20 protein-coding genes are annotated in these 23493 nt (G+C 29.5%); 14 read left to right on the top strand and 6 right to left on the bottom strand.

All coding sequences use genetic code 11. From position 1 onward, the window contains the following. Positions 1–2: 2 nt before the first annotated feature. The 3 genes from CBLAS_RS05640 to CBLAS_RS05630 all read left to right on the top strand — a co-directional run bounded on the left by CBLAS_RS05640 (position 3) and on the right by CBLAS_RS05630 (position 4742). On the top strand, positions 3–1199 hold the full coding sequence (locus CBLAS_RS05640) for an ABC transporter permease (protein ID WP_172658230.1): 1197 nt from the start codon (positions 3–5) through the stop codon (positions 1197–1199). 350 nt (positions 1200–1549) lie between these two features. Continuing rightward, a complete protein-coding gene (metE, locus tag CBLAS_RS05635) occupies positions 1550–3814 on the top strand; it encodes a 5-methyltetrahydropteroyltriglutamate--homocysteine S-methyltransferase (RefSeq protein WP_106871726.1) in 2265 nt (754 codons plus the stop codon). 10 nt (positions 3815–3824) lie between these two features. Then, complete coding sequence (locus CBLAS_RS05630; RefSeq protein WP_106871724.1) at positions 3825–4742, top strand: methylenetetrahydrofolate reductase; 918 nt, start codon at positions 3825–3827, stop codon at positions 4740–4742. 26 nt (positions 4743–4768) lie between these two features. Here the strand turns inward: CBLAS_RS05630 and CBLAS_RS05625 are convergent, their stop codons facing one another. The 3 genes from CBLAS_RS05625 to CBLAS_RS05615 form a co-directional block, all read right to left on the bottom strand. Further along, the gene (locus CBLAS_RS05625; RefSeq protein WP_106871722.1) at positions 4769–6019 is read right to left on the bottom strand and encodes an ArsS family sensor histidine kinase; all 1251 of its coding nucleotides are present in this window, start codon (positions 6017–6019) and stop codon (positions 4769–4771) included. Continuing rightward, complete coding sequence (locus CBLAS_RS05620; RefSeq protein ID WP_106871720.1) at positions 6016–6708, bottom strand: response regulator transcription factor; 693 nt, start codon at positions 6706–6708, stop codon at positions 6016–6018. Before CBLAS_RS05620 ends, CBLAS_RS05625 begins: the two co-directional genes overlap by 4 nt. A gap of 93 nt (positions 6709–6801) precedes the next feature. Continuing rightward, entirely contained in the window at positions 6802–8220 is a 1419-nt protein-coding gene (locus tag CBLAS_RS05615) for a Do family serine endopeptidase (RefSeq protein ID WP_106871718.1), read from the bottom strand. Between the two features lie 171 nt (positions 8221–8391). Between CBLAS_RS05615 and CBLAS_RS05610 the strand changes: the two genes are divergently transcribed. The 3 genes from CBLAS_RS05610 to CBLAS_RS05600 are packed head-to-tail and all read left to right on the top strand — an operon-like array spanning position 8392 to position 11267. Then, the gene (locus CBLAS_RS05610) at positions 8392–9252 is read left to right on the top strand and encodes a DnaJ C-terminal domain-containing protein (protein ID WP_106871716.1); all 861 of its coding nucleotides are present in this window, start codon (positions 8392–8394) and stop codon (positions 9250–9252) included. Positions 9253–9264: 12 nt separating this feature from the next. Next, on the top strand, positions 9265–9642 hold the full coding sequence (locus CBLAS_RS05605; RefSeq protein WP_106871714.1) for a heat shock protein transcriptional repressor HspR: 378 nt from the start codon (positions 9265–9267) through the stop codon (positions 9640–9642). Next, entirely contained in the window at positions 9642–11267 is a 1626-nt protein-coding gene (locus tag CBLAS_RS05600; RefSeq protein WP_106871712.1) for a cation:proton antiporter, read from the top strand. Before CBLAS_RS05605 ends, CBLAS_RS05600 begins: the two co-directional genes overlap by 1 nt. A 35-nt stretch (positions 11268–11302) precedes the next feature. On the opposite strand, the gene CBLAS_RS05595 is transcribed toward CBLAS_RS05600, so the two are convergent. Continuing rightward, positions 11303–11950: a class I SAM-dependent methyltransferase gene (locus CBLAS_RS05595; RefSeq protein ID WP_106871710.1), complete on the bottom strand. Its 648-nt coding sequence runs from the start codon at positions 11948–11950 to the stop codon at positions 11303–11305. Between the two features lie 151 nt (positions 11951–12101). Between CBLAS_RS05595 and CBLAS_RS05590 the strand changes: the two genes are divergently transcribed. From CBLAS_RS05590 to CBLAS_RS05580, 3 genes are read left to right on the top strand one after another with little or no spacing between them, the layout of a single operon-like run. Next, positions 12102–13556, top strand: a complete 1455-nt coding sequence (locus CBLAS_RS05590; RefSeq protein WP_106871708.1) for a potassium/proton antiporter — start codon at positions 12102–12104, stop codon at positions 13554–13556. A gap of 41 nt (positions 13557–13597) precedes the next feature. Next, positions 13598–14935, top strand: a complete 1338-nt coding sequence (locus tag CBLAS_RS05585; protein ID WP_106871706.1) for a sodium-dependent transporter — start codon at positions 13598–13600, stop codon at positions 14933–14935. Positions 14936–14939: 4 nt separating this feature from the next. Continuing rightward, complete coding sequence (locus tag CBLAS_RS05580) at positions 14940–16283, top strand: sodium-dependent transporter (RefSeq protein WP_106871704.1); 1344 nt, start codon at positions 14940–14942, stop codon at positions 16281–16283. Between the two features lie 18 nt (positions 16284–16301). Here the strand turns inward: CBLAS_RS05580 and cysK are convergent, their stop codons facing one another. Next, on the bottom strand, positions 16302–17216 hold the full coding sequence (gene cysK, locus CBLAS_RS05575) for a cysteine synthase A (RefSeq protein WP_106871702.1): 915 nt from the start codon (positions 17214–17216) through the stop codon (positions 16302–16304). Continuing rightward, a complete protein-coding gene (locus CBLAS_RS05570) occupies positions 17216–18493 on the bottom strand; it encodes an O-acetylhomoserine aminocarboxypropyltransferase/cysteine synthase family protein (protein WP_106871701.1) in 1278 nt (425 codons plus the stop codon). The genes cysK and CBLAS_RS05570 overlap by 1 nt, the downstream gene beginning before the upstream one ends. Before the next feature lie 110 nt (positions 18494–18603). Here CBLAS_RS05570 and CBLAS_RS05565 point away from each other — a divergent pair, with 110 nt between their 5' ends. The 5 genes from CBLAS_RS05565 to menB all read left to right on the top strand — a co-directional run bounded on the left by CBLAS_RS05565 (position 18604) and on the right by menB (position 23475). Continuing rightward, complete coding sequence (locus CBLAS_RS05565; protein WP_106871699.1) at positions 18604–19299, top strand: aspartate/glutamate racemase family protein; 696 nt, start codon at positions 18604–18606, stop codon at positions 19297–19299. Between the two features lie 114 nt (positions 19300–19413). Then, complete coding sequence (locus CBLAS_RS05560; protein ID WP_106871697.1) at positions 19414–19749, top strand: hypothetical protein; 336 nt, start codon at positions 19414–19416, stop codon at positions 19747–19749. Positions 19750–19872: 123 nt separating this feature from the next. Then, a complete protein-coding gene (locus CBLAS_RS05555) occupies positions 19873–20973 on the top strand; it encodes a chorismate-binding protein (protein WP_106871695.1) in 1101 nt (366 codons plus the stop codon). Beyond that, positions 20970–22661 carry a 2-succinyl-5-enolpyruvyl-6-hydroxy-3-cyclohexene-1-carboxylic-acid synthase gene (menD, locus tag CBLAS_RS05550; RefSeq protein ID WP_106871693.1) on the top strand — a complete coding sequence of 564 codons (1692 nt, stop codon included), beginning with the start codon at positions 20970–20972 and terminating at the stop codon, positions 22659–22661. The genes CBLAS_RS05555 and menD overlap by 4 nt, the downstream gene beginning before the upstream one ends. Beyond that, entirely contained in the window at positions 22654–23475 is an 822-nt protein-coding gene (gene menB, locus CBLAS_RS05545; protein WP_106871691.1) for a 1,4-dihydroxy-2-naphthoyl-CoA synthase, read from the top strand. Before menD ends, menB begins: the two co-directional genes overlap by 8 nt. Positions 23476–23493 lie beyond the last annotated feature (18 nt).

Here is a 23493-nt window from a genome sequence, read left to right as displayed (position 1 = left end):
GGATTGTTTTGGTAAAGTATTTAGTTCCAAAATATTTAAGATTTGATAAAAATCAACCATTTATAAGTCTATGTGCAATACTTGCCTTTTTGGGTATTAGCATCGGGCTTATGGTGCTAATTATAGCTATGGCTATTATGAATGGTTTTGATAAGGAATTTGAGAGAAAACTCTTTACTATGAATTACCCAATAACTATATATGGCCACTTTAAAGCCGGCATAACAGATAGTGAGTTAAAAGACCTTAAAGAAAATTTTAAAGATATGAAATTTAGCCCATATATAAGCTCACAAGCTATTGCAAGAAGCGGTAATGGTCTTGAAGGAAGTATGGTTTTTGGGGTTAATATGGACGATGAAAAAGAGATAAACTCAGTAGTTAAAGATGGTATTAAAGATAAAAATTTAACTAAATTTGGAAGTTTGGTAGGAAAAGGACTTAAAGATGAATTTTTGTTAGATATAGGTGATAAAATAACTCTTATATTTACCAAAATAGACCCCGGTGGTTTTTCTTTAATGCCAAAAATGAAAAGATTCGAAGTTAGATCTGATTTTAGCTCAGGACTAATCGCATATGATAAAAGCTATATATATGTTGATATTAATGATTTAGCCAAGGTTCTTAGCTATGAAGATGGTAAATTTGATGGAATTCATGTGTATTCAAAAGATCCTTTTAAAGACAAAGAGAGGCTTAATGAATACCTACCAGGTACGATGAAGGCTATTGGCTGGTGGGAGCAAAATGGAAACTTTTTTTCTGCACTAGAGCTTGAAAAAAGGGCTTTATTTATAGTTTTAATGTTAATAATTTTAGTAGCAAGTTTAAATATAATTAGCTCACTGCTTATGACTGTTATGAATAGACGCCAAGAGATAGCTCTTCTTTTGTCGCTTGGCACATCTAAAAAAGAGATTAAAAAAGTGTTTTTTTATATTGGTATGGTTATAGGTGCAGGCGGAATTGCTTTTGGGCTTAGTTTAGGACTTTTTGGAACTTGGCTTTTGGGAAGTTTTGATATTGTAAATTTGCCTGCTGATGTTTATGGAAGTTCTAAACTGCCTATGGAACTCTCATTTACAGATTTAATTATGATAGTCGTTGGAGCATTTGTAATAGTAACTTTATCATCATATTATCCAGCTAAAAAAGCTACTCAAATAGATGTTTTACAAACTTTAAGAAATGAGTAGTATTTTTCTTATCTGAAATTTAACCTTGACAAAAATATAAAAAAAATATAAAATAACACTCCAAATTAATTTAGAAGGAGCTAGAATGAGTTGTCCCATGGTTGATCTATATAGATGAAGAGACAAATTTAAAATTTTTACTACAAAATTTATATTATGACAAAATATATTTTTACTATTTCAATACACAAAAAAACATATTATTAAACAAAAAATATCTACAAACACCCATGTGCAATTAGCACTTTTTCTCTAATCTTATTTTTCAATTTTCAATCTTTAGTTTTGTAAAAATTCAGTATATTTTTGCATTTTTTTAAATTAAATTTAAATTTTTCAAAGGAAATCTTATGATAAAAAGTTATGTAACAGGTTTTGGTAGAATAGGTGAGCAAAGAGAGCTTAAAAAAGTTTTAGAAAATTTTTGGGCAAAAAAAGCTACAAAAGATGAGCTAGAAAAAACAGCAAGTATTCTTAAAAAAAGACATTGGAAATATCAAAAAGATGCACAAATTGATTTTATTTCCAGTAATGATTTTTCATTTTATGATTTAGTTTTAGATACCATTATAACTCTTGGTTGTATACCTGATAGATTTAAGGGATTAGATGGACTTGAGCTTTATTTTGCTTTAGCTAGAGGGCAAAAGGATATTAAAGCTCTTGAAATGACAAAATGGTTTAATACAAACTACCACTACATAGTGCCTGAGCTTAATAAAAATACAAAATTTAAGTTAAATTCTCAAAAAATTATTAATGAGTATAAAGAGGCAAAAGAAAATGGCATAAAAACTAAAATTAATCTAATAGGACCTATAACATTTTTAGCTCTATCAAAAACTAATGATGGTAGTTGTAGTTTTGAATTACTCAATGATATCTTGGTTGTTTATGAGGAGTTATTGGAGGAAATTTCTAAACTTGATGATGAGATTTTTGTTCAATTTGATGAGCCTATTTTTGTTACAGATTTTGGCGATAAAATAGTAGATAAAATTTTGCCTGTTTATGAAAAATTAAATAGTGTTTCAAAAAATATAAAAATTATATTTGCAACCTATTTTGAAGAGGCACTAAAAGCCGTTGATGAATTAGTTAAGAGTTCAATTTATGGCTTAGAGCTTGATTTTGTATATGGACAAAAAAATGAATTAGCTTTAGAAAAAATAGCTAAAACTGATTTAACACTATTTGCTGGTATTATAGATGGGAGAAATGTTTGGAAAAGTGACATTGATGAGAGATTAGAGTTTGTAAATAAAATTAGCACTATAATACCAAAAGATAGGCTAGTTTTGGGTACAAGTTGCTCTTTATTGCATGTTCCTTTTAGTTTAAAATATGAAGATAAATTAAATAAAGATATAAAAAGTTGGCTTAGTTTTGCATTGGAAAAACTTGAAGAAATTGCTATTATAACAAAACTTGCAAACAATCAAGAGCTAAATGAAACTGAAAATAAAATTTATCAAGAGAATAAAAACAGCTTAAAAACTAAATCAACTTCAACTCTGATTCATGATAAAAATGTTCAACAAAGGGTTAAAAGTATTAGCAAATTTCAGCGAGAAAAAGATTTTGCAGAGCGTATAAAAATTCAAAGACAAATTTTAAACTATGGTATTCTCCCTACTACGACAATTGGTTCTTTTCCTCAAACTTCTGAGCTAAGACAGGTAAGAAATGCTTACAAAAAAGGTTTGATTAGTAAAGAAGTATATGAAGATGATATTAAAGATTATATAGATAATTGTATAAAATTTCAAGAAGAATGTGGAATTGATGTTTTAGTCCATGGAGAACCTGAAAGAAATGATATGGTTGAGTATTTTGGTGAGCAACTTAAAGGATATGCATTTTCCAAAAATGGTTGGGTGCAAAGTTATGGAAGTCGTTGTGTAAAACCACCTTTGTTGTTTGGTGATGTAAGCAGACCAGAGCCAATGACGGTAAAATGGATAACTTATGCCCAAAACAAAACTAAAAAAATAGTAAAAGGTATGTTAACTGGTCCTGTTACTATATTAAACTGGTCTTTTGTGCGTAACGACATACCAAGAGGCGAAATTGCAAAACAATTAGCTCTTTGTATAAATGATGAAATAGCTGATTTACAAAACTCAGGTATAAAAATCATACAAGTAGATGAGGCAGCATTTAAAGAGGGCTATCCTCTAAGAGAAGTTAATGTAGCAGAGTATGAAAAATTCGCTGTTGATTGTTTCAAGCTTAGTGTTAGTAGTGCTAAAGCAAGTACACAAATACATACACATATGTGTTATTCTGAATTTAATGACATCATCAAAACAATAGAAGCAATGGATGCAGATGTTATCTCCATTGAAACTACTAGAAGTGGAAATGAGTTGCTTAAAATTTTTGCCAAAGTTGGCTACAAGCAAGAGGTTGGTCCTGGAGTTTATGATATACATAGTCCAAGAATTCCAAATACCAAAGAGATACTAAATCAAATAAAAGCTTTGCTTGAAGTGCTTCCAAAAGAGCGTTTGTGGATTAATCCTGATTGTGGATTAAAGACAAGAAAATGGGAAGAGGTTAAACCAAGTCTCATTAATTTGGTAAAAGCGACTAAATTAGCAAGAGAGTTATAGAAGAATTGTTATGCTAAAAGATAAAATTTTAAATAATGAACCAGGAATTTTACTCTATGGAATCACTCCTCCAAGGATGAATTTGCCAAACAGTGAATATGAAAGGATTGGCAAAATACATAAGCAAAGGTTTGAAGAAATCGGAGTTGATGGTATTATTATATATGATTTACAAGATGAAAAAAGTAGAAATAGTAGCGAAAGAATTTTTGATTTTGTGCAGACATTGGATCCGCAAAAGTACTATGAAGATTTTTTACACACCAGCATTGAGCCTATAATATATAAGGCTGTATCAAAATATGATACAGCCACTTTTTATGATTTTTTGCAAAAAGAAAAAGATTATATATATGTCTTTGTTGGCTCAAGCTCCTCAAAGGTAGTTCCTAAACTGACTTTGGATGAGGCTTATAGGCTAACTAAAAATTCTAACTTTAATTCGGTTTTGGGAGGTATTTGTATACCTGAAAGACATGTTATAAAAAAAGATGAACATATTAGAATGATAGAAAAAAGTAAAAATGGTTGTAAATTTTTTATATCTCAAGCTATTTATAATGTAGAAAATGCTAAAAAATTTATTGATGATTATGCTCAAACAAATTTTGCAAATATTCCGATAATTTTTACATTTATCCCTTGTGGAAGTAAAAAGACACTTGATTTTATAAAATGGCTTGGAATTTTTGTTGAAGATAGATTTGAAAAAAAATTAATAGATTCCAATGATATGATTCAAACATCTATAAATTTAAGTTTAGAATTTTTTAATTTTATTTACAAGTACTCTTTATCAAAAGGCATTAGTGTCGGTGCAAATGTTGAAAGCATTTCAAAACAAAGAGATGAAATACAGGCTTCATTAACTCTTTTAGATGAAATAAAAAAAATAATCAAACGCGCATCTTATTCATACAGAAGTTAGTTTGATTTCTGTATGAATTATAATATTTACTCATACTCTTTTTTTACAGTTATTTTTTCTAAATTTTCAAAACTAAATATATTTTTTTCATTTTCATATCGGTATGATAGTGTTAGGTTATGCGATTTTAATATGTTATCAACTATATATAGACCAAGTCCAAAGCTATTTTTTGCATTTTTTCCTTTTGAAAATGGCTCTATGTAAACGCTTAGCTCTTGTTCCATTGGTTTTCCCGGTGTTATAAAGTCTATTTTGTTTTTATCTACGACGATTTCTATTTTTTTATTGGCAGAATACTTCATTCCGTTATCAATAATATTTTTTATAGCCACTGAAAACATCTTTTCTTCAGCATAAATTTCAATATCATTTTCTATATTTACTTTTACATTTTTTCGTTCGATCATTGCTATTTCTATAGCTTTTTCAATAAGAGTACTAATTTTACATTTGCTCGTATCAGTTAGGGTTATACCAGCAGTAGCACGCTCAACTGCTGCAAACTCATTTATAAGATCCTCTAGTTTTTCAAAAACAGATATTAGCCTATCTCTATTTTTAGTTTGTTCTATCATTTCAACTGTAATCATACCTTTTGTAATTGGAGTTTTAAGCTCATGCATAATATTTCTTAAAAAGAGTTGTCTTGATTCGTTTAATTTTTTTATCTCCATAACTGCATTATAGAATGCCTCACCAACTTCGCTTATCTCATCATTTCCTGTGCTTATTTTTGCTATATCTAAATCCCCATTGGCAAATTTATTAATCTGCCTTTTTATTTTTCTTAAAGGTTTAATTTTGCGTATTATAAATAGATAGGTTAAAAGTATAATCAAAGCAACTAGTCCAAATATAAATTTGATTATATCATATCTATATGGCTGATATTCTGCATCTTTAAGAAGAAGTATGCTATCTAAATGACGAATTCTTAAATAATGACTTTTTTTATAAAACAATATAGCAGATGAACCTATATCGGCATTAATTTCCTCAACTATAGTAGCACCAGCAATGATTTCTTCTTTTTTATCTTTATCACTAACTTCAGGCATGTTAAAATTTCTTACTTGCATACTGTATTCACTATCGTCAATAAGATTTGCCATTTTGAAAAGAGTTGCACGAGAAACTATTGAGTATTTTGTATTTAACTCTTTTGTATAGTTTTGTTTGTCATAACTCATAAGCCATAAAAAAGCTAAAGATATGCTAGTTATGGCTAGTATAAAAATAAAAGTTATGGTGTAAAATATAGATGATTTTCTCATTGCATTAGCTTATATCCAACACCTCTTATAGCGTGAATATATTTTGGATTTTTTGGATTTTCTCCAAGCTTGTTTCTTATCCTTCCTATTATAACATCTATGCTTTTATTTGTTGAATCTTCGCTTATCGCATCACAATTATATATTAACTCTTCTCTTGATATTGCACCGCCCTCTTTTTTAATCAAATAGCTTAATATGTCATATTCAGCTACTGTTAAATTTAGAGGCTTGCCTTTTAAAGTGATAATATGTTCAAATTCATTTAAAACTAAATCTTTATTTTTATTATCTGCTTTAGAGTCTTTAGCTGTATTTTGTTCCATACCTTGATTTCTTCTTATTAGGCTTCTTATCCTAGCAAGAAGCTCTTGAGGATTATATGGTTTTGGTAAGTAATCATCAGCACCAAAATCAAAAGCATTTATCTTATCAGTTAAATCATGTCTTGCTGAAGATATTATGATAGGAACATTGTTTGTTTTTCTTATCTCTTTGCACACTTCAAGCCCGTCAAGCCCAGGAAGAGTAAGGTCTAAAATTACTAAATTATAATCTTCTAAATTTACTTTAGAAATTCCTAGAAACGGATCATCAGATACTGTTATTTGCATATCATATTGTTCTAAAAATTCAGTTAAAATTTCAGCAAGTTCTAAATCATCTTCTATCATTAAAATTTTTTTCATATCAATTCCTTAAATTTAGATGATTATATCAAATTGGTAGTTTTATTTCAATAAAAAAGAAGGGAGGCTACCTAGTTTGGTAGCCTAAAGGGTTTATTTTATAACAAGTCCTTGAGGAACTCCGCGCCTCATAACCCATACTAACATTTTTTCATCTTTATTTTCTTTTATAGCTTTATTTAGTTCAGCTATATTTGAAATCTCTTTATCACCAACTTGTATTATAATATCATTTATCATAAATCCCGCTTCATAGGCTTTGGAATTGACCTCAACATCAGTAACTATAACACCTTTTAACTCAGGATTCATATTATATTTTTGTCTAATATCGCTTGTTATCTCTTTTACACTTAATCCCTTAAGGGCATTGTTATAGCTTGAGCTTGTTGCACTAAAAGATTTGTCCATATTTGCAAGCTCTAGCTCTGTTTTAGCTGTTTTTCCACCTCTTTCATAGGTAATTTTTAACTTAGTTCCAGGTTTTAATGAGCCTATTAAATTTTTAAGCTCATTTGATGATTTAATATCTTTATCATTGGCTTTTATGATTAAATCACCTCTTTTTAGGCCCGCTTTATCCGCTGGTAAGCCACTTTCTACACTTACAACAAGTGCACCTTGTTCATTTTTATAAACAACTTTTTGATCATTTGTAAGATCTGATATCATAACACCTATATAACCTCTTTCTATTTTACCGTCAGTTATTAGTTTTTGTGCTATATCTTTTACCATGTTCGATGGTATGGCAAAGCCTATCCCATTGTTTCCACCACCTCTACTTAAAATGGCTGAGTTTATACCAACTAACGCACCACGACTATCAACTAACGCACCGCCTGAATTTCCAGGGTTTATTGAAGCGTCTGTTTGGATGAAATTTTCATATTGATTAAGCCCAATATTGCTTTTATTTAAAGCTGAAACTATACCTTGTGTGATTGTGCTTCCAACGCCAAAAGGATTTCCTATAGCAAAGACTATATCTCCTTCAAGAAGTATACTAGAATCGGCAAATTTAATCTCATCCAAACCCTTTTTTTCAATTTTAATTATAGCTATATCAGTTTTAGGGTCACTGCCTATTATTTTTGCTTCATACTCTTTGTTGCTATCAGCTAGAGTAACTGTAATTTTATCAGCATCTTCTACAACATGGTTGTTTGTAACTATATAACCATCTTTTGAGATTATTACACCTGAACCAAGAGAGCTAAGTTGTCTAGTTTTTTCTTGTGGAATTCCAAAATTAAATCCAAAGAACTGTTTAAAAAACGGGTCGTCAAAAAACTCGTTTATATTTCCTTGAGGGGTTTTTATATTTTTTGTAGTTGAGATATTAACAACCGATTTTTTAGCTTCACTAACTGAGCTATGATAAGATAATATAGTTCTATCACTAAACTCAGGGTTTATTCTTTTATAGTTATCATCTGCATTTTGAAAATTTATATTTGCAGAAAAAAGAGAAGTTGCAACAATTGCAGAAATAATAATTGATTTTTTCAATTTAAACTCCTTAGATGTATTTAAAAAAATTATAAGTCAAGCTACTTAATATTTTTTTAACAGAAATATAACTATAAAAAACTATAAGTTGATTGACATAGACTAAAGTTTTTGATATAATATAACTTAAAAATATTAATATAATAATTATAAAATTTAAGGAATTTAAAGATGAGTGATAGTCTATATGAAACTTTGGGTGTAAGCAAAGATGCAAGTACTGATGAGATAAAAAAAGCGTATAGAAGACTTGCAAGAAAATACCACCCAGATATCAACAAAGAACCAGAAGCAGAAGCTAAATTTAAAGAGATTAATGGTGCATATGAAATTTTAAGCGATGAAAACAAAAGAAGACAATACGATATGCACGGAGATAGCATGTTTGGTGGTCAAAATTTTGAAGACTTTGCTAGAAATACACAAAGTATGGGGGATTTAAACGATATCCTTAGGAGTATTTTTGGTGGTGGCTTTAGTAGCGGTGGCTTTAGTAGCGGAGGTTTCTCTACAGGATTTGGTGGATTTTCTGAAAATTTAGACATAAATGCAAGACTATCTATTGATTTTGATTTTGCAGTACTTGGCGGTGAAAAAGAGATAAATATAAGTGGCCAAAGAATTAAAATTAAAATTCCAGCTGGCATTAGAGATGGTGAAAAGTTGCGCATTAAAGGAAAAGGAAAAAAATCACAACAAAGTAGTGAAGTTGGTGATATAATGCTTAATATAGTTGTTGAGCCAAGTAGTGTTTATACAGCAGATGGAGATGATCTTTATAAAGATATTGATATACCTTTGAAAACCGCTTGGTTTGGTGGAACTATTGGTGTAGATACATATAAAAAAGATGTAAATATCAAAATCGTACCAAATACAAAAAATGGACAAAGAATTAGATTAAAAGGGTATGGGATTCAAAACAGAAAAACAAAAATCTATGGCGATTTGTATTTAAAAACGAATGTAGTACTTCCAGATATTAAAGAACTTGACAGTGAGCTAGTTAAAATTCTTAAAGAAAAATTATAAAAAGGATTAAAATTGAAAAATTATGAAGAACCCGTTTATTTGATAAGTGTAGTTGCTAAAGTTTTAGAAATTCATCCACAAACATTAAGACAATATGAAAGAGAGGGTCTTGTTGAACCTGGTAGAACCGAAGGTAGGATGAGACTATATTCTCAAAAAGATGTTGATAGAATTAAGATGATTTTAAGACTAACAAGAGATTTAGGTGTAAACTTAGCTGGTGTTGATGTGATTTTACAACTTAAAGAGCAGATAGAGGAGCATATAAGAGAGATTGACGAATTAAAGGAGGAGCTATCAAAATTAAATCAAAGCTCAACAAAAAGATCACTAGTAAAAAGAAGAACTAATTTTGATTTAATTTTTTATGATGACAGTAAGGCTAATTAGTGGAACTGTTTTTAGAAATTTTCTTAGTTATAACCGCCCTTGCTATTGTTTTAAATGTTATATTTAAACTATTTGATATACCAACTATTATAGGATATATCGTAACAGGTATAGCTATTTCTCATATGTATGATATGGGAAATAGAGAAGAGATAGCCCATGTTGCTGAGTTTGGTATAGTGTTTTTAATGTTTACTATAGGGCTTGAGTTTAGCTTTAAACATCTAATGAGTATGAAAAAAGAGGTTTTTATCAATGGTGGGTTACAGTTTTTAATAACCTCGGCTTTCATAACACTGCTTGTGCTTAGGGCATTTGATACTATGAGCTTAGAGATTAGTATAATTATAGCTTGCTCATTAGCCCTTTCTTCAACTGCCATTGTTCTTAAAATTTTAAATGATACTGGTAAAATAAGTCAAGCTTATGGAAAAAAGACACTTGGCATACTTTTATTTCAGGATTTAGCAGTTATTCCTATACTTTTAATGGTTGATTTTTTCGCATCATCTGGCGATGTAGAGATCGAGATACTTGTTTTAAAAACATTAGTTAGTGTTGTTATTGTTGTATCGTTGCTCTTTTTTATAGGAAAATATGTTTTTAATAGTTTTTTTCATACTATTTTAAAGACCGATTCTCATGAAATTTTTATAGCTTCTGTTTTGTTTATAGTTATAGGCTCTAGCTTTTTATCTCACTCTTTTGGATTTTCATACTCTCTTGGTGCATTTATAGCAGGAATGCTAATAGCAGAAACTAGCCATAAACATGCTATTGAAGCGGATTTGATTCCATTTAGAGATATTCTTTTAGGACTGTTTTTTATAACTATTGGTATGCAAATTGATTTTGAGATTATAGCTAACAATTGGGGGTTAGTTTTATTTTTACTAATAGGGGTTATGACTTTAAAAGCAGTTGTGGTTTATGTAATTATTAAATTTCAAGTAAGAAGAAGGATAGCCATTAAAACATCGCTATCTCTATGTCAGGTTGGTGAGTTTGCACTTGCTATTTTAGCTCTTATGGGCACAAAAGATTTATTAGATAGAGAAACTAGTGGGATTTTAATAGCTGTTATTGTTATATCTATGTTTTTAACCCCATTTATATTAAATAATTTAAATAGAATAGCTAACAAATTTGAAAACGAAATGCCAACTGAAAACGAAGATGTGTATATACAACCTCAAACTATAAAAGATCACTTTATAATAGCTGGATATGGTAGACTTGGGCAGATGATCGTCCAAGAGTTAAAGCAGAAAAATTTAAAATATGTTGTTCTTGAGAGTGATCTTAGCTTGGTTGAACTTGGAAGAAGTAGAGGAGAGAATGTGTATCTAGGAAATATAATAGATAAACAAACTCTAAAAGAAGCAGGCATTGATAATGCTTATTCTATTATTGTAGCAATAGCAAATGAGCAAAAACTTGAAATTGTTGCTGAGCTTTTAAAATCTATGAAACTTGGGATTGATATATTTATAAGGTACACAGGAAGCGAAAAGAAAGATTTATTTAAGAATTTTGATAACAACTTCCATTTTATAAAAGAAGAAAGAGCTATCGCTCAACTTATGTTAAGTAGGGCATTAAAAGAAAAAGATAAAATAAGTTAAGCTTGGAATAGTTGCTTAGCTGTTAAGCTAGGCAATTAACTTTTTAGTTTAAAAGTTGTGTATCTTTTTTTATCTGAAAATACTATTTCAAGGTCAAATTTATCAGCTATATACTGCATTGTTTGTAGTGAATAAAATGATATATGTGTTTTATCTCTTATATAGTACCAAGATTTAAAATCCTCATATGAATTTGGATGATATGATGTCATAATTGCTAAAATGCTATCTTTATCCATAAGGCTTTTAAATATTAAAAAAGCCTCAATTGGGTTTTTTATATGTTCTAAAACCTCTGTGGATGTGATTAGTGAGTATTTTTTACCTAAATAAACTTTTTTTGGAGAGTAAAATTTATCATATATATCTACATTAAAATTATGATATGTTTTTAAGATAGTAGCTAATACTGGGCTTGGACCACTTCCAAAATCAAAAGCAGTTTTACCCTCTTTATAAAAAGGAAATACAGCTTTGTTTAAAAAATCATAAAAATACTCAACATAGGATTTATCATAAAAAGAGTTATTGTGGTTATTGTATACATTTAACTCATTATCTAGGCTTAGCATCTCTTTTCTATCTTTAAATATAAAATTGCAGTTTTTACAGTGATAGCAGATTCCAAAATTCGTTTTTATAAAAAATAGCTTTTCACTGCCACAAACTATACAACTATCCATACTTTTCCATTTAAAATAATTTTATTTTAATAATAAAGCAAAATTTTTAATCCAATATAAATATTGTATTTGATAGACTACATATGATAAAAATATCAAGACTAAAATATCTGTATTAGTAGCATTTTATAGGCCATTACAAAGGAAAGTATTGACAACTCATTTTATTATAGTAGGCATACTCTTTATTGTTAGTGTTTTTTCAAGTAAACTATCTGATAAGTATGGAATTCCTGCTTTGTTGATATTTTTAATAGTAGGAATGCTTGCTGGAAGCGATGGAATTTTAAAACTTGATTTTGATAATGCAAAATTAGCAGGTGATTTAGGAACAGTGGCTTTAGTATTTATACTATTTGCTGGAGGGCTTGATACATCATATAAAGCAATTAAGCCCATAATGAAATCAGGGTTTATTTTGGCTACTTTAGGGGTTTTAATTACCGCTTTTGTTTTAAGTTTTTTTATATATTTTGTTTTAGATTTTACATTCTTAGAGAGCTTTTTACTAGCTTGTATTATAAGCTCAACCGATGCTGCTGCTGTTTTTGCCATACTTCGTTCAAAAGGAATTGTTTTAAAAAACAACATAGGCGAACTTTTAGAATTTGAAAGCGGTAGTAACGACCCTATGGCAATTTTTCTTACTATGACTGTAATTAGCATTATAGCTGCTCCTAAATTTCCTGAAACTTCTGATTTGATAAAAAGTTTGGCTTTGCAGTTTATTATAGGCGGGCTTTTGGGATATCTTTTTGGGGTTATTTTGCCAAGTTTAATAAACAAGATAAAGCTTAGTGCATGGGGATTGTATCCAGTTCTTATAATGGCTATGGTTATATTTTTATTTGGCATAACTGAGGAACTAGGTGGAAATGGCTATATAGCTGTTTATACAGCTGGAATTATTACAAATAAAAGAGAGTTTGTTCATAAAAGAAATTTAATAGGCTTTTTTGATGGAATTTCATGGCTTATGCAGGTTTTAATATTTTTAACATTAGGACTCTTAGTATTTCCAACACATCTTCCAGAAGTGGCACTAATAGGTGTTGTTATAGCTCTTTTTTTAATGTTTGTTGCAAGACCAGTTAGTGTTTTTATAGGACTTGCTTTTTCAAAATTTAACTATAAAGAGAAACTTTTTACATCTTGGGTTGGGCTTAGAGGAGTTGTTCCAATCATTCTTGCAACATATCCAATAGCAGAAGGCATAAACAATGCACATATGATGTTTAATATTGTTTTTGTTATGGTTTTGGTTTCTGTTATGTTTCAAGGAGGGACATTAGGATGGGCTGCTTCGTTTTTTGATATAAAAGATGAGAATTATAATCCAAATTTCCATCTTCCAAATAAGCCTATTTTTTATGGAGGCTTAAGGCAATTTACCATACCAAAAGGGTCTAAATTTATAGGACATAACCTTGCTGAAATGGATATAGATGATGATTTTTTAATACTTTTAATAAAAAGGGATAACGAGAGTTTTAAACCAGGTGGTTCATATATTTTTGAAGAAAATGATCTGCTATTAATACATTGTACAGATATTAATAAATATAATAACATTATATCTTTACTTAGAAAAAAAAAGTTAGCATAATATATGCTTATATTAGTAAAATTATTTTAAAAGGATTTTGTTTGAATAGTAAATTTTCTAAAATAGGGTTTATTTTAGCAGTTGTAGGAAGTGCTGTTGGGCTTGGAAATTCATGGAAATTTCCAACATTGGTTGGACAAAATGGGGGTTCTGCTTTTATACTTTTATATATCATTTTAACTATTTGTGTGGGTTTTACTATATTTTTAGCAGAGCTTTATATAGGTAAAGCTAGTGAAAAAGATCCTATAAATGCATATAAAACTCTTGCACCAAAATATAAAAAATCGTGGTCAATGGTTGGATTTACATCAATTGGTGCACTTTTAATAGTTTCATTTTATAGCATAATAATAGGCTGGATAGTAAAGTATTTTTATCTAAGTTTTTCAGCATTGCCAAAAGATATACAAACTAGCAAAGAAGTATTTGAAAATCTTTTATTTAATGACTATATAAGTCAAATTTTGTGCTTTACTATAACCTTTTTAATCTCATTTTTTATTGTTTCAAAAGGCATTATAAATGGTATAGAAAAATTAAATGTTTGGATTATGCCAACTCTATTTTTGATTTTATTTGGAATGCTTTGTTATTCTGCTAGTATGAGTGGATTTAATGATGCTTTTAAATTTCTATTTTTCCCAGATTTTTCAGCTATAACTACAAACTCAGTTTTGTATGCTCTTGGAATGGCATTTTTTAGTCTTTCCATTGGTGCTGGTTCTATTATAACTTACTCAGCAAGTTTGTCTGATGATACAAATTTTGTAACAAGTACGATTTCAATTATAATCATAAATGTAATCATAGGTTTAATGATGGGTTTAATAGTATTTACTTTTATATTTGAATTTGGAGCAGACCCTTCACAGCAAGGTCCGGGGCTTATATTTATCTCATTAACTACTCTTTTTTCAAATTTGGGAGTTTTGGGAAATATTTTAGCGGTTTTATTTTTTATATCGCTGTTTTTTGCTGGGCTTACAAGTGCAGTTTCTATGATAGAGCCATTTGCTTTTTATCTTATAAATCAATATGGTTTTAGTAGAAAAAAATCTTTAATTTTAATTGGAAGTGTTGTATATATCTTAGGAACTATTTGCATTTTATCTTACATTGGCTATACAAAAGAGTATTTTACATTTTTCGGAAAAAGCTTTTTTGATATACTTGATTATCTAGCTTCTAATATAATTATGCCGCTTGGTGGACTTTTTGCAGCAATTTTTGTTGGATATATTTTAAATAGAAGAGATTTGGAAGAGTTTTTTTACAAATATATGAGCAAAAAAATGTTTAAACTATGGTATTTTTTCTTAAGATATGTTTCAATAATCGCTGTTATAGTAATTATGTTTAATTTATTGGTAGGTTGATTTTATGAAAGAAAATTTTACAAAAATAGGCTTTATACTCTCAGTTGCAGGTGGTGCAGTTGGACTTGGTAATGCTTGGAAATTTCCAACACTTGTTGGACAAAATGGTGGTTTTGCATTTATAATTTTGTATTTGGCAATCACATTAACCATTGGTTTTGCTATATTTTTAGGCGAAATTTTAATGGGAAGGCTTAGTCAAAGTGATCCAGTAAATGCATATAGAACTTTAGCTGTGAAAAATAAGGAGAGATGGAAAAATGCTGGATTTTTAGCTATTGGCGGAATACTTGTTTTATCTTTTTATTTAGTCATTCTTGGCTGGGTTGCTAGATATGTTTATGTATCTTTTTTGCCACTTCCTGCTGACATAAATGAAGCAAAAGCATTTTTTGGAAATGTTGTATTAGGAGATATTAAAGGTAGTCTGTTTTTCTTTTTTATTGCTTTTATTTTAACGCTTTTTGTAGTATCAAGAGGGGTCAAAAGTGGGATTGAAAGACTAAATATCTATATGATGCCAACTCTGTTTGTAATGCTTTTAGCTATGCTTTTATTTTCTATGAGTATTAATGGTTTTGGTGATGCTTTTAAGTTTTTATTTTATATTGATTTTAGTAAAATTGGTATGCACTCTGTTTTAGATGCTTTGGGATTATCTTTTTTTACATTGTGCTTAGGAATTGGCTGTATATTAACATATGCTGCTTCACTTGATGATGATACAAATGTCATAACAAGCTCTTTTTATATCGTTATAATCAACATCTTAATTGGTATTATGATGGGGCTTATAGTTTTTACATTTATATTTGAGTTTGGAGCAGATCCTTCACAACAAGGGGCGGGGCTAGTCTTTTTCTCGCTTATAACTTTGTTTGCTAAATTTGGTATAGTTGGAAATATTTTGGCTTTTGTATTCTTTTTATCACTATTTTTTGCAGGAATTACCTCAGCTATCTCCATGATAGAGCCTTTTACATTTTATCTTGTAAATGAGTATAAAATTTCAAGGGTAAAAGCACTGAGTGTCATAGGGGTTTTTATTTTAATATTAAGTGTATCTTGTATAATATCTCTAAACCCAAGCTATGGACATTATATGACTTTTAGCAAAAAAAGCTTTTTTGATATACTAGACTACCTTACTTCAAATATAATGCTTCCAGTTGGTTCTATACTTAGTGCGATATTTGTTGGCTTTTTTATACCAAAAATTAAAGTTGAAAATTTCTTTAAACAATATGTAAAAAGTAAAAAAGTATTTGAAATTTGGTATTTTACACTTAGATTTATTGCCCCAATTGCAATAGTTGTGATAATGGTAAGGCAGATGTTTTTTAGTTAGCCAAGAAGGCTAACTAAATTATTCAAAAAGTCCTGTTGAAAGATATCTTTCACCACTATCGCACAATATTGTAACTATAGTTTTATCTTTATTTTCATCTTTAGAGGCTACTAAATTTGCAGCAAATACATTTGCCCCACTTGAAATTCCAACTAAAACTCCCTCATCTGTTGCAAGTTTTCTAGCTGTGTTAAATGCATCTTCATTGCTTACGGTTATAACTTCATCTATGGCATTTTTATCAAAGTTTTTAGGTATGAAATTTGCACCTATACCTTGAATTTTATGTGGACCAGCTTTTCCTTCACTTACTAAAGGAGAACTTGCAGGTTCAACTGCTATAATTTTTATATTTGGATTATGCTCTTTTAAAATTTTTCCAACACCACTTATAGTTCCACCAGTTCCAAACCCAGCTACAAAAATATCAACCTTGCCATCTGTATCTTTTAAAATCTCTCTTGCTGTTGTTTTTTTATGGATATCTGGGTTTGCAGGATTTTCAAATTGTGATGGTATGAATGAATTTAAAGTTTCATTTTTTAGTTTTATACTCTCATCAACCGCCCCTTGCATTCCAAGACTAGGCTCAGTTAAAACAAGTTTTGCACCATAGGCTTTTAAAAGCATTCTTCTTTCCATACTCATAGAGCTTGGCATAGTTAAAATAAGTTTAAGCCCAAGTTTTGCACAAACCATTGCAAGTCCAACACCTGTGTTTCCACTTGTTGGCTCAATTAAAGTTGAGTTTTTATCTATTGACCCTTTATCCAATGCATCTTTTATCATAGCATATGCAGCTCTATCTTTTACCGAACCTGATGGGTTCATAAACTCAGCTTTTGCTAAAATTGTTGCATTTTTTGAAAAGCTATTTATCTTAATTAATGGTGTATTGCCAATTAATTCAACTATGTTATTTGCTATATTCATTATATCTCCTCCAAAGCTTGTTCTAAATCTTTTATCAAATCTTTTGCATTTTCTAAACCAATGCTAAGTCTTATAAGACCCTGTGAAATTCCACTATTTTCTAACTCCTCTTTGCTAAGTTGAGAGTGAGTTGTGCTTGCAGGGTGGGTTATTATTGATTTTGTATCGCCTATGTTTACAACAACTGAAAAAATTTCTACCTTGTTTGAAACTTTTTTTGCACTTTCAAAATCTTCAAGTTCAAATGCCAAAAGCCCACTTGCCATACCATCTTTAAATTTGCTTTTTACTATATCATACCCATTTTGCTCTTTAAGTGCTGGGTAAATTACCCTTTTTACTTTTGGGTGATTTTGTAAGAACTTAGCCACTTTTTTGGCATTTTTAGAGTGTTTTTTAACTCTTATGCTAAGTGTCTCAAGTCCTTGAATTAGCTGAAAAGCATTAAATGGAGAAAGAGTCATACCAAAGTCTCTTAAAATTCCAAATTTAGCCCTTAAAATAAATATATCAAAACTATCAACCAAATCAGCATAAACTAGTCCATGATAACTCTCATCAGGAGTGTTAAAGTGTTCGTATCTAGGGTTAGCTTTTAGTTTTTGGTTTAGCTCTTTACTTGCAACAACAGCTCCAGCTATGCTAAGTCCTTGTCCGCTTATGTATTTGCTTGCACTATGAACCACAACATCAACACCATCTTTTAAAGGGTTGTATAAAATAGGAGTTGCAACTGTGTTATCAGCTATGGTTACAATATTAAACTCTTTTGCTATTTTAACTATCTCATCAATATTTGCGATTGAAATTTGAGGATTTGAAATAGTCTCAAAAAAGATACATTTTGTTTTTTCATCTATCAAATCTCTTAAATTCTGAGGATTTTCACTATCAAAAAGCCTTGCTTCAATGCCAAACCTTTTTAAACTATGCATTGTAAGAGTTGCAGTTCCTCCATAAACTTTTTCTGCAACTATGATGTTATCTCCAGCTCCAGCTAGGTTAATGATTGCTGTAAAAGTTGCTGCTTGACCGCTTGATACAGCAAGTGCTGCACTTCCGCCTTCTAACTTGGCTAGTCTACTTTCTAAAACATCAACAGTTGGATTTGTAAGTCTTGAATATATTGGACCCAAATCTTTAAGGCAAAATCTATCAGCAGCTCGCTCGCTTGTTCCAAAGTCAAATGCAGTTGTTAGATAAATTGGAACTGCCATTGCACCGATATCATTTTTTTGATTATACCCATAATGGGTTGCTATAGTCTCTTTTTTCATATTTTTCCTTATTATAAAATATCAATATTATATCTGATTTTTTAAAATTTGGTATAATCTAAATTTAATACAATACAAACTAAAATATATACTTTAAGGAGAGTTGCAATATGAAAATAATAGGGCTAATAGGCGGAATGAGTTGGCAATCATCACTTGAGTATTATAAGATTATCAATAAAACCGTAGAAGAGAGATTAGGGGGACTTCACTCTGCAAAATGCATTATGCATTCGGTAGATTTTGAAGAGATAGAAATTTTGCAACATCAAGGAAATTGGGAAGAGTTAAGTAAGATTATGGTTGAGATTGCAAAAAAACTAAAAAATAGTGGTGCGGATTTTATCTTGATATGCACAAATACAATGCATAAATTAGCCAGCGATATAGAAAATTTAGCAAAAATAGATGTTTTACATATTGCAGAAGCTATTGGTAGAGCTATTAGCCAAAAGAAAATTACAAAAGTTGGACTTTTAGGAACTAAATTTACCATGGAAGGTGATTTTTATCTAAAAATACTAAACGAGAAATTTAATATAGAAGTTATCATTCCTACAAAAGAGCAAAGGGATATTGTTCATAATATCATATATAACGAGCTTTGCAAAGGTATCATAAAACAATCATCAAAAGATGAGTACATAAAGATAATAAAAGATTTAGCTTTAAATGGAGCTAATGGCATAGTGCTTGGTTGCACTGAAATTCCACTACTGATAAAACAAGAAGATGTTGATACTTTGGTTTTTGATACAACGACACTGCACGCTATTGAAGCTGTAAATTTTGCTATATCAAAATAATAATTATATTTTACATTAAAATTGAAATTAGTAGCACAGCATAACTTTCATTATAATTAAAATTTAAAGTAATATAAAATAAAATATAAGTTTAAAAAAATCAAAAGGTTTATTTTGGGAAAAATAGATGAAAAATCACAAAGAGTTAAATATATAAGAGCCTTGGAAAGATTTGTAAAATCAGCTATAAATTTACTAAAAAGAGAGGATTTTGATAAAGAACTTTTTGAGGCGAGAGTTTTTAAAAATTTAGAAGTTTTAAAAAAGGTTGAACCAGCACATTTAGATCAGCCATATACTAAAGCACTTGAGAATTTTGCAAGTTCAATTAGCCTTTTAAAAAGTAAAGATGAACTTATAAAAGAGGCAAATTTGCTAGAAAAGTTAAAAACTAAAAAATCATACAAGAAAGAAAAACATAAAAAACGAGATTTTAATGATGGATATTGATTAAGTTGTTACTTAAATTTCTTTTTATTTATAAACTTAAATTTTGATTTAATAAAATTTTGGTAAACTCTATATCTTGTAATATTTTAAAAATGATTATATGATAATTGAAAGATGTAAAAAATGGATATAAACAATTTTATAGATAGACTTTTAGAAAAAAATCTCCCATTTGTTTGTTATTTTGAACCAAATAGCAATGTCCCAAAATCTGTTTTAAATATAGATAAAAAACCAGAAATTTTAGACTCTTTTGAGGAGTTAAATAGTAAAAAAGGTTTTGTTTTTGCACCATTTGAAAACAAAAAAAGTTCACCTATAATTGTTATAGAAGATGAAATTTTTTTACAAGGATATGATGAGATAGGAAATTTTGACTTAAAACTCTTAAAGAAAAATGAAAATTTCAATGACTTTTTTTGTGGTGAAAATGAGATAAATTTAGAAGATTATACTAAACAAATAAGTGAAGCTATATCTAGTATAAAGAGTAAAAAAGCAAACAAAATCGTTATATCAAAGTTTAAAAATATAAAGAGAAAAGATGAAAAATTAAGCGATTTATTTGTGGAATTAAAAAAAAGAAACCCAAAAGTTTTTGTATATATTATAAATATTCCTAACATTGGTTTATGGCTTGGAGCAACTCCTGAAATGCTTTTAATAGCCGATAAAAATACAGCTAACACCGTATCTTTAGCATCTACACAAACCTTAAAAACTGATAAAAACTATAGTTGGGGAGTAAAAGAGATAGAAGAACAAGCATTTGTTTCAAGATATATAGTTGATACTTTAAATAAATTTAATATCCCAAACTATGATACAATAGGACCTGAGACATTTGAAACTAGCGTTGTAGCTCACTTAAAAACCTCTTTTAGTTTTAATATGGAGCCAATTAGGGATAAAGTTGGAAGTTTTATATCACATCTTGCACCAACACCAGCAGTTTGTGGAATGCCAAAAAAAGAGGCAAAAGAGTTGATTTTAAAAATTGAAAAATATGACCGCAAATACTATGCGGGATTTTTAGGAGCTTTTAAATTAGAAAAAGATGATATAAAGCTTTTTGTAAACATAAGATGTATGGAAGTTTTAAAAGAGCATTATAAGTTATATGTTGGTGGTGGGATAACTGCTAAATCAATTGCAAAAGATGAGTGGGACGAGACTGAAAACAAAGCTCAAACTTTGCTTAATACAATTAAGAGCATTCAATGATTTCTGATAAAAAACAAGCCACTTTGTTAGTAGGGTTACTTAGAGCATATGATATAAAAGATGTTGTAATCTCATCTGGCTCAAGAAATGGACCTTTCATTCATACTTTTAGTGGGTGTGATTTTTTTGATTGTAAAACTATAGTAGATGAAAGAAGTGCAGGATATTTTGCACTTGGTTTGGCAAGAGCTAGTAAAAAACCAGTTGTTTTAGTTTGTAGTTCAGGAACTGCTACTTTAAATTACGCACCTAGCATTGCTGAAGCGTATTATCAAAAAGTGCCATTGATAGTAATAACAGCCGATCGCCCAAACTACTATATCTCTCAAATGGAAAATCAATGCTTAAATCAAGATGGAATTTACAATAATTTCATTTTAAAAAGTGTTGTTTTGCCATTACAAGATGATGATAAAGCACTTTGGTATTCAAGAAGAAAGATAAATGAGCTTCTAAGTTTAGCGATTTTAAAAAACTCCCCTGTGCATTTTAATGTTCCTTTTGAAGAGCCACTTCATAATTTAATAAACGAACCATTGTCAGTTCAAAATAGAGTAAATTTAGCAAGAATTGATGCTAAATTAGATGAGAATGAACTTGCTAAATTTAGAGATAATCTTAATAAAAGTAGTAAAATTTTAATAATAGCAGGGCAAAATTTACAAGAGAAATCTTTTGAAAGTTTAAAAGAATTTGCTAAAAACACAAATGCTATAATTCTTGGTGAACATTTGGCAAATTTAGAAAAAAATGATAATACAATTTGGCAAGTTGATTTAGTTGTTGCTAAAATTTTAAATACAACCCCAAATGAGTTTAAACCAGATTTGCTTATAACTTTTGAAGGTCAAGTTATATCAAAAAATATCAAAAAATATCTTAAAACTTTTAAGCCAAAATTTCACTATCATATAAGCAATGATGATAACAATTTTATAGATACTTATGAGGCTTTAAGTGATGTTTTGCCACTAAGTGTTAGTTGCTTTTTTAGACAAATTAAGGAGTTTAAAAAAGATGATAAAAGTTATTTAGAAATTTGGAAAAAGACTGCCAATTTAGTAGAAAAAACATATCAAAACTATTTAAAAGAGCTTCCGTTTTGTGATATGAGTGTTTATAGTGAAATTTCTAAAATGCTTCCAAAAAACTCTATAGTTCATTTAGGAAACTCTTCACCTATTCGTTATATGATTTTAAATAAACCAAAAGATGGCTGTAAATATCTTTCAAATAGAGGTGTTAGTGGGATTGATGGTTCTTTTTCTAGTGCGGTTGGATATGCAAGCAAAGATGAGAAGATAAATACCGTAATTTTAGGAGATTTGTCTTTTTTATATGATTCTAATGCTATGTGGAATGGGTATTTAAAAGAGAACTTAAAGATAATTTTAGTAAATAATGGCGGTGGAAATATTTTTGGTTTTTTAGAACAGCTTGAAAACTCACCTAGTTATGAAAAACATTTTTTTGCCAAACATAACATTGAAGCTAGCGGGTTTGCCAAAACTTTTGGACTAAGTTATGCTAAAGCTACAAATTTACAAGAGTTAAAAGAAAATTTATATAAAATGTATAATTGTAAATGTGAAAAACCACAAATTTTAGAAGTTTTTACTAATCCAAATTTAAATACAAAAAGTTATAAAAATTTATATAAAAAAATTAAAGGAGAAAAGTATGAGTAAGAGAGAATGGAAAAAAATAAAAGATTATGAAGATATATTTTTTGACTACTTTGAAGGCATTGGGAAAATTACAATAAATAGAGAGCACAAAAGAAATGCTTTTCGCCCAAAAACAGTTAATGAAATAACTGATGCACTTAGAATTTGCCGCGAAGATATGAGTATAAATGTTATAGTTTTAACAGGTGCTGGAGACAAAGCATTTTGCTCAGGTGGAGATCAAAGTGTAAAAGGAGAAGGCGGTTATATAGATGATGGCGGTGTCCCAAGATTAAATATATTAGAAGTTCAAAGACAAATTCGCTCAATGCCAAAACCAGTAATTGCTATGGTTAATGGTTATGCCATTGGTGGAGGGCATGTTTTGCATGTAGTTTGTGATATATCAATAGCAAGTGAGAATGCTATTTTTGGTCAAACAGGTCCAAAAGTGGGAAGTTTTGATGCGGGGCTTGGGTCTTCATATTTAGCTAGTATAGTAGGGCAAAAAAAGGCTCGTGAAATTTGGTTTATGTGTAGGCAATATAGTGCCAAAGAGGCTTTGGAAATGGGGCTTGTAAACAAGGTTGTGCCTTTTGATGAGTTGGAAGATGAAGTTGTTTCTTGGGCTAAAAAAATGCAAGAACATAGTCCTTTAGCACTTAGAATGCTAAAACTTGGGTTGAATGCTGAACTTGATGGACAGGTTGGAATTCAAGAGTTTGCAGGAAATGCAACAATGCTTTACTATCTTACACAAGAGGCTCAAGAGGGTAAAAATGCATTTTTACAAAAAAGAAAACCAGACTTTTCAAAATTTCCTAAATTTCCTTAATAGAGGTTTTAAGGATAG

The sequence above is a fragment of the Campylobacter blaseri genome (assembly GCF_013201895.1).
Taxonomy (GTDB): Bacteria; Campylobacterota; Campylobacteria; order Campylobacterales; family Campylobacteraceae; genus Campylobacter_B; species Campylobacter_B blaseri.
This window is presented reverse-complemented; position numbering and strand designations above follow the sequence as displayed.

Excerpts from the sequence above, each read along its gene's own strand:
- metE (WP_106871726.1), top strand. The coding sequence starts at position 1,550 with ATGATAAAAAGTTATGTAACAGGTTTTGGTAGAATAGGTGAGCAAAGA.
- CBLAS_RS05630 (WP_106871724.1), top strand. The coding sequence starts at position 3,825 with ATGCTAAAAGATAAAATTTTAAATAATGAACCAGGAATTTTACTCTAT.
- CBLAS_RS05625 (WP_106871722.1), bottom strand. The coding sequence starts at position 6,019 with ATGAGAAAATCATCTATATTTTACACCATAACTTTTATTTTTATACTA.
- CBLAS_RS05620 (WP_106871720.1), bottom strand. The coding sequence starts at position 6,708 with ATGAAAAAAATTTTAATGATAGAAGATGATTTAGAACTTGCTGAAATT.
- CBLAS_RS05610 (WP_106871716.1), top strand. The coding sequence starts at position 8,392 with ATGAGTGATAGTCTATATGAAACTTTGGGTGTAAGCAAAGATGCAAGT.
- CBLAS_RS05595 (WP_106871710.1), bottom strand. The coding sequence starts at position 11,950 with ATGGATAGTTGTATAGTTTGTGGCAGTGAAAAGCTATTTTTTATAAAA.
- CBLAS_RS05580 (WP_106871704.1), top strand. The coding sequence starts at position 14,940 with ATGAAAGAAAATTTTACAAAAATAGGCTTTATACTCTCAGTTGCAGGT.
- cysK (WP_106871702.1), bottom strand. The coding sequence starts at position 17,216 with ATGAATATAGCAAATAACATAGTTGAATTAATTGGCAATACACCATTA.
- CBLAS_RS05570 (WP_106871701.1), bottom strand. The coding sequence starts at position 18,493 with ATGAAAAAAGAGACTATAGCAACCCATTATGGGTATAATCAAAAAAAT.
- CBLAS_RS05565 (WP_106871699.1), top strand. The coding sequence starts at position 18,604 with ATGAAAATAATAGGGCTAATAGGCGGAATGAGTTGGCAATCATCACTT.
- CBLAS_RS05555 (WP_106871695.1), top strand. The coding sequence starts at position 19,873 with ATGGATATAAACAATTTTATAGATAGACTTTTAGAAAAAAATCTCCCA.
- menD (WP_106871693.1), top strand. The coding sequence starts at position 20,970 with ATGATTTCTGATAAAAAACAAGCCACTTTGTTAGTAGGGTTACTTAGA.
- menB (WP_106871691.1), top strand. The coding sequence starts at position 22,654 with ATGAGTAAGAGAGAATGGAAAAAAATAAAAGATTATGAAGATATATTT.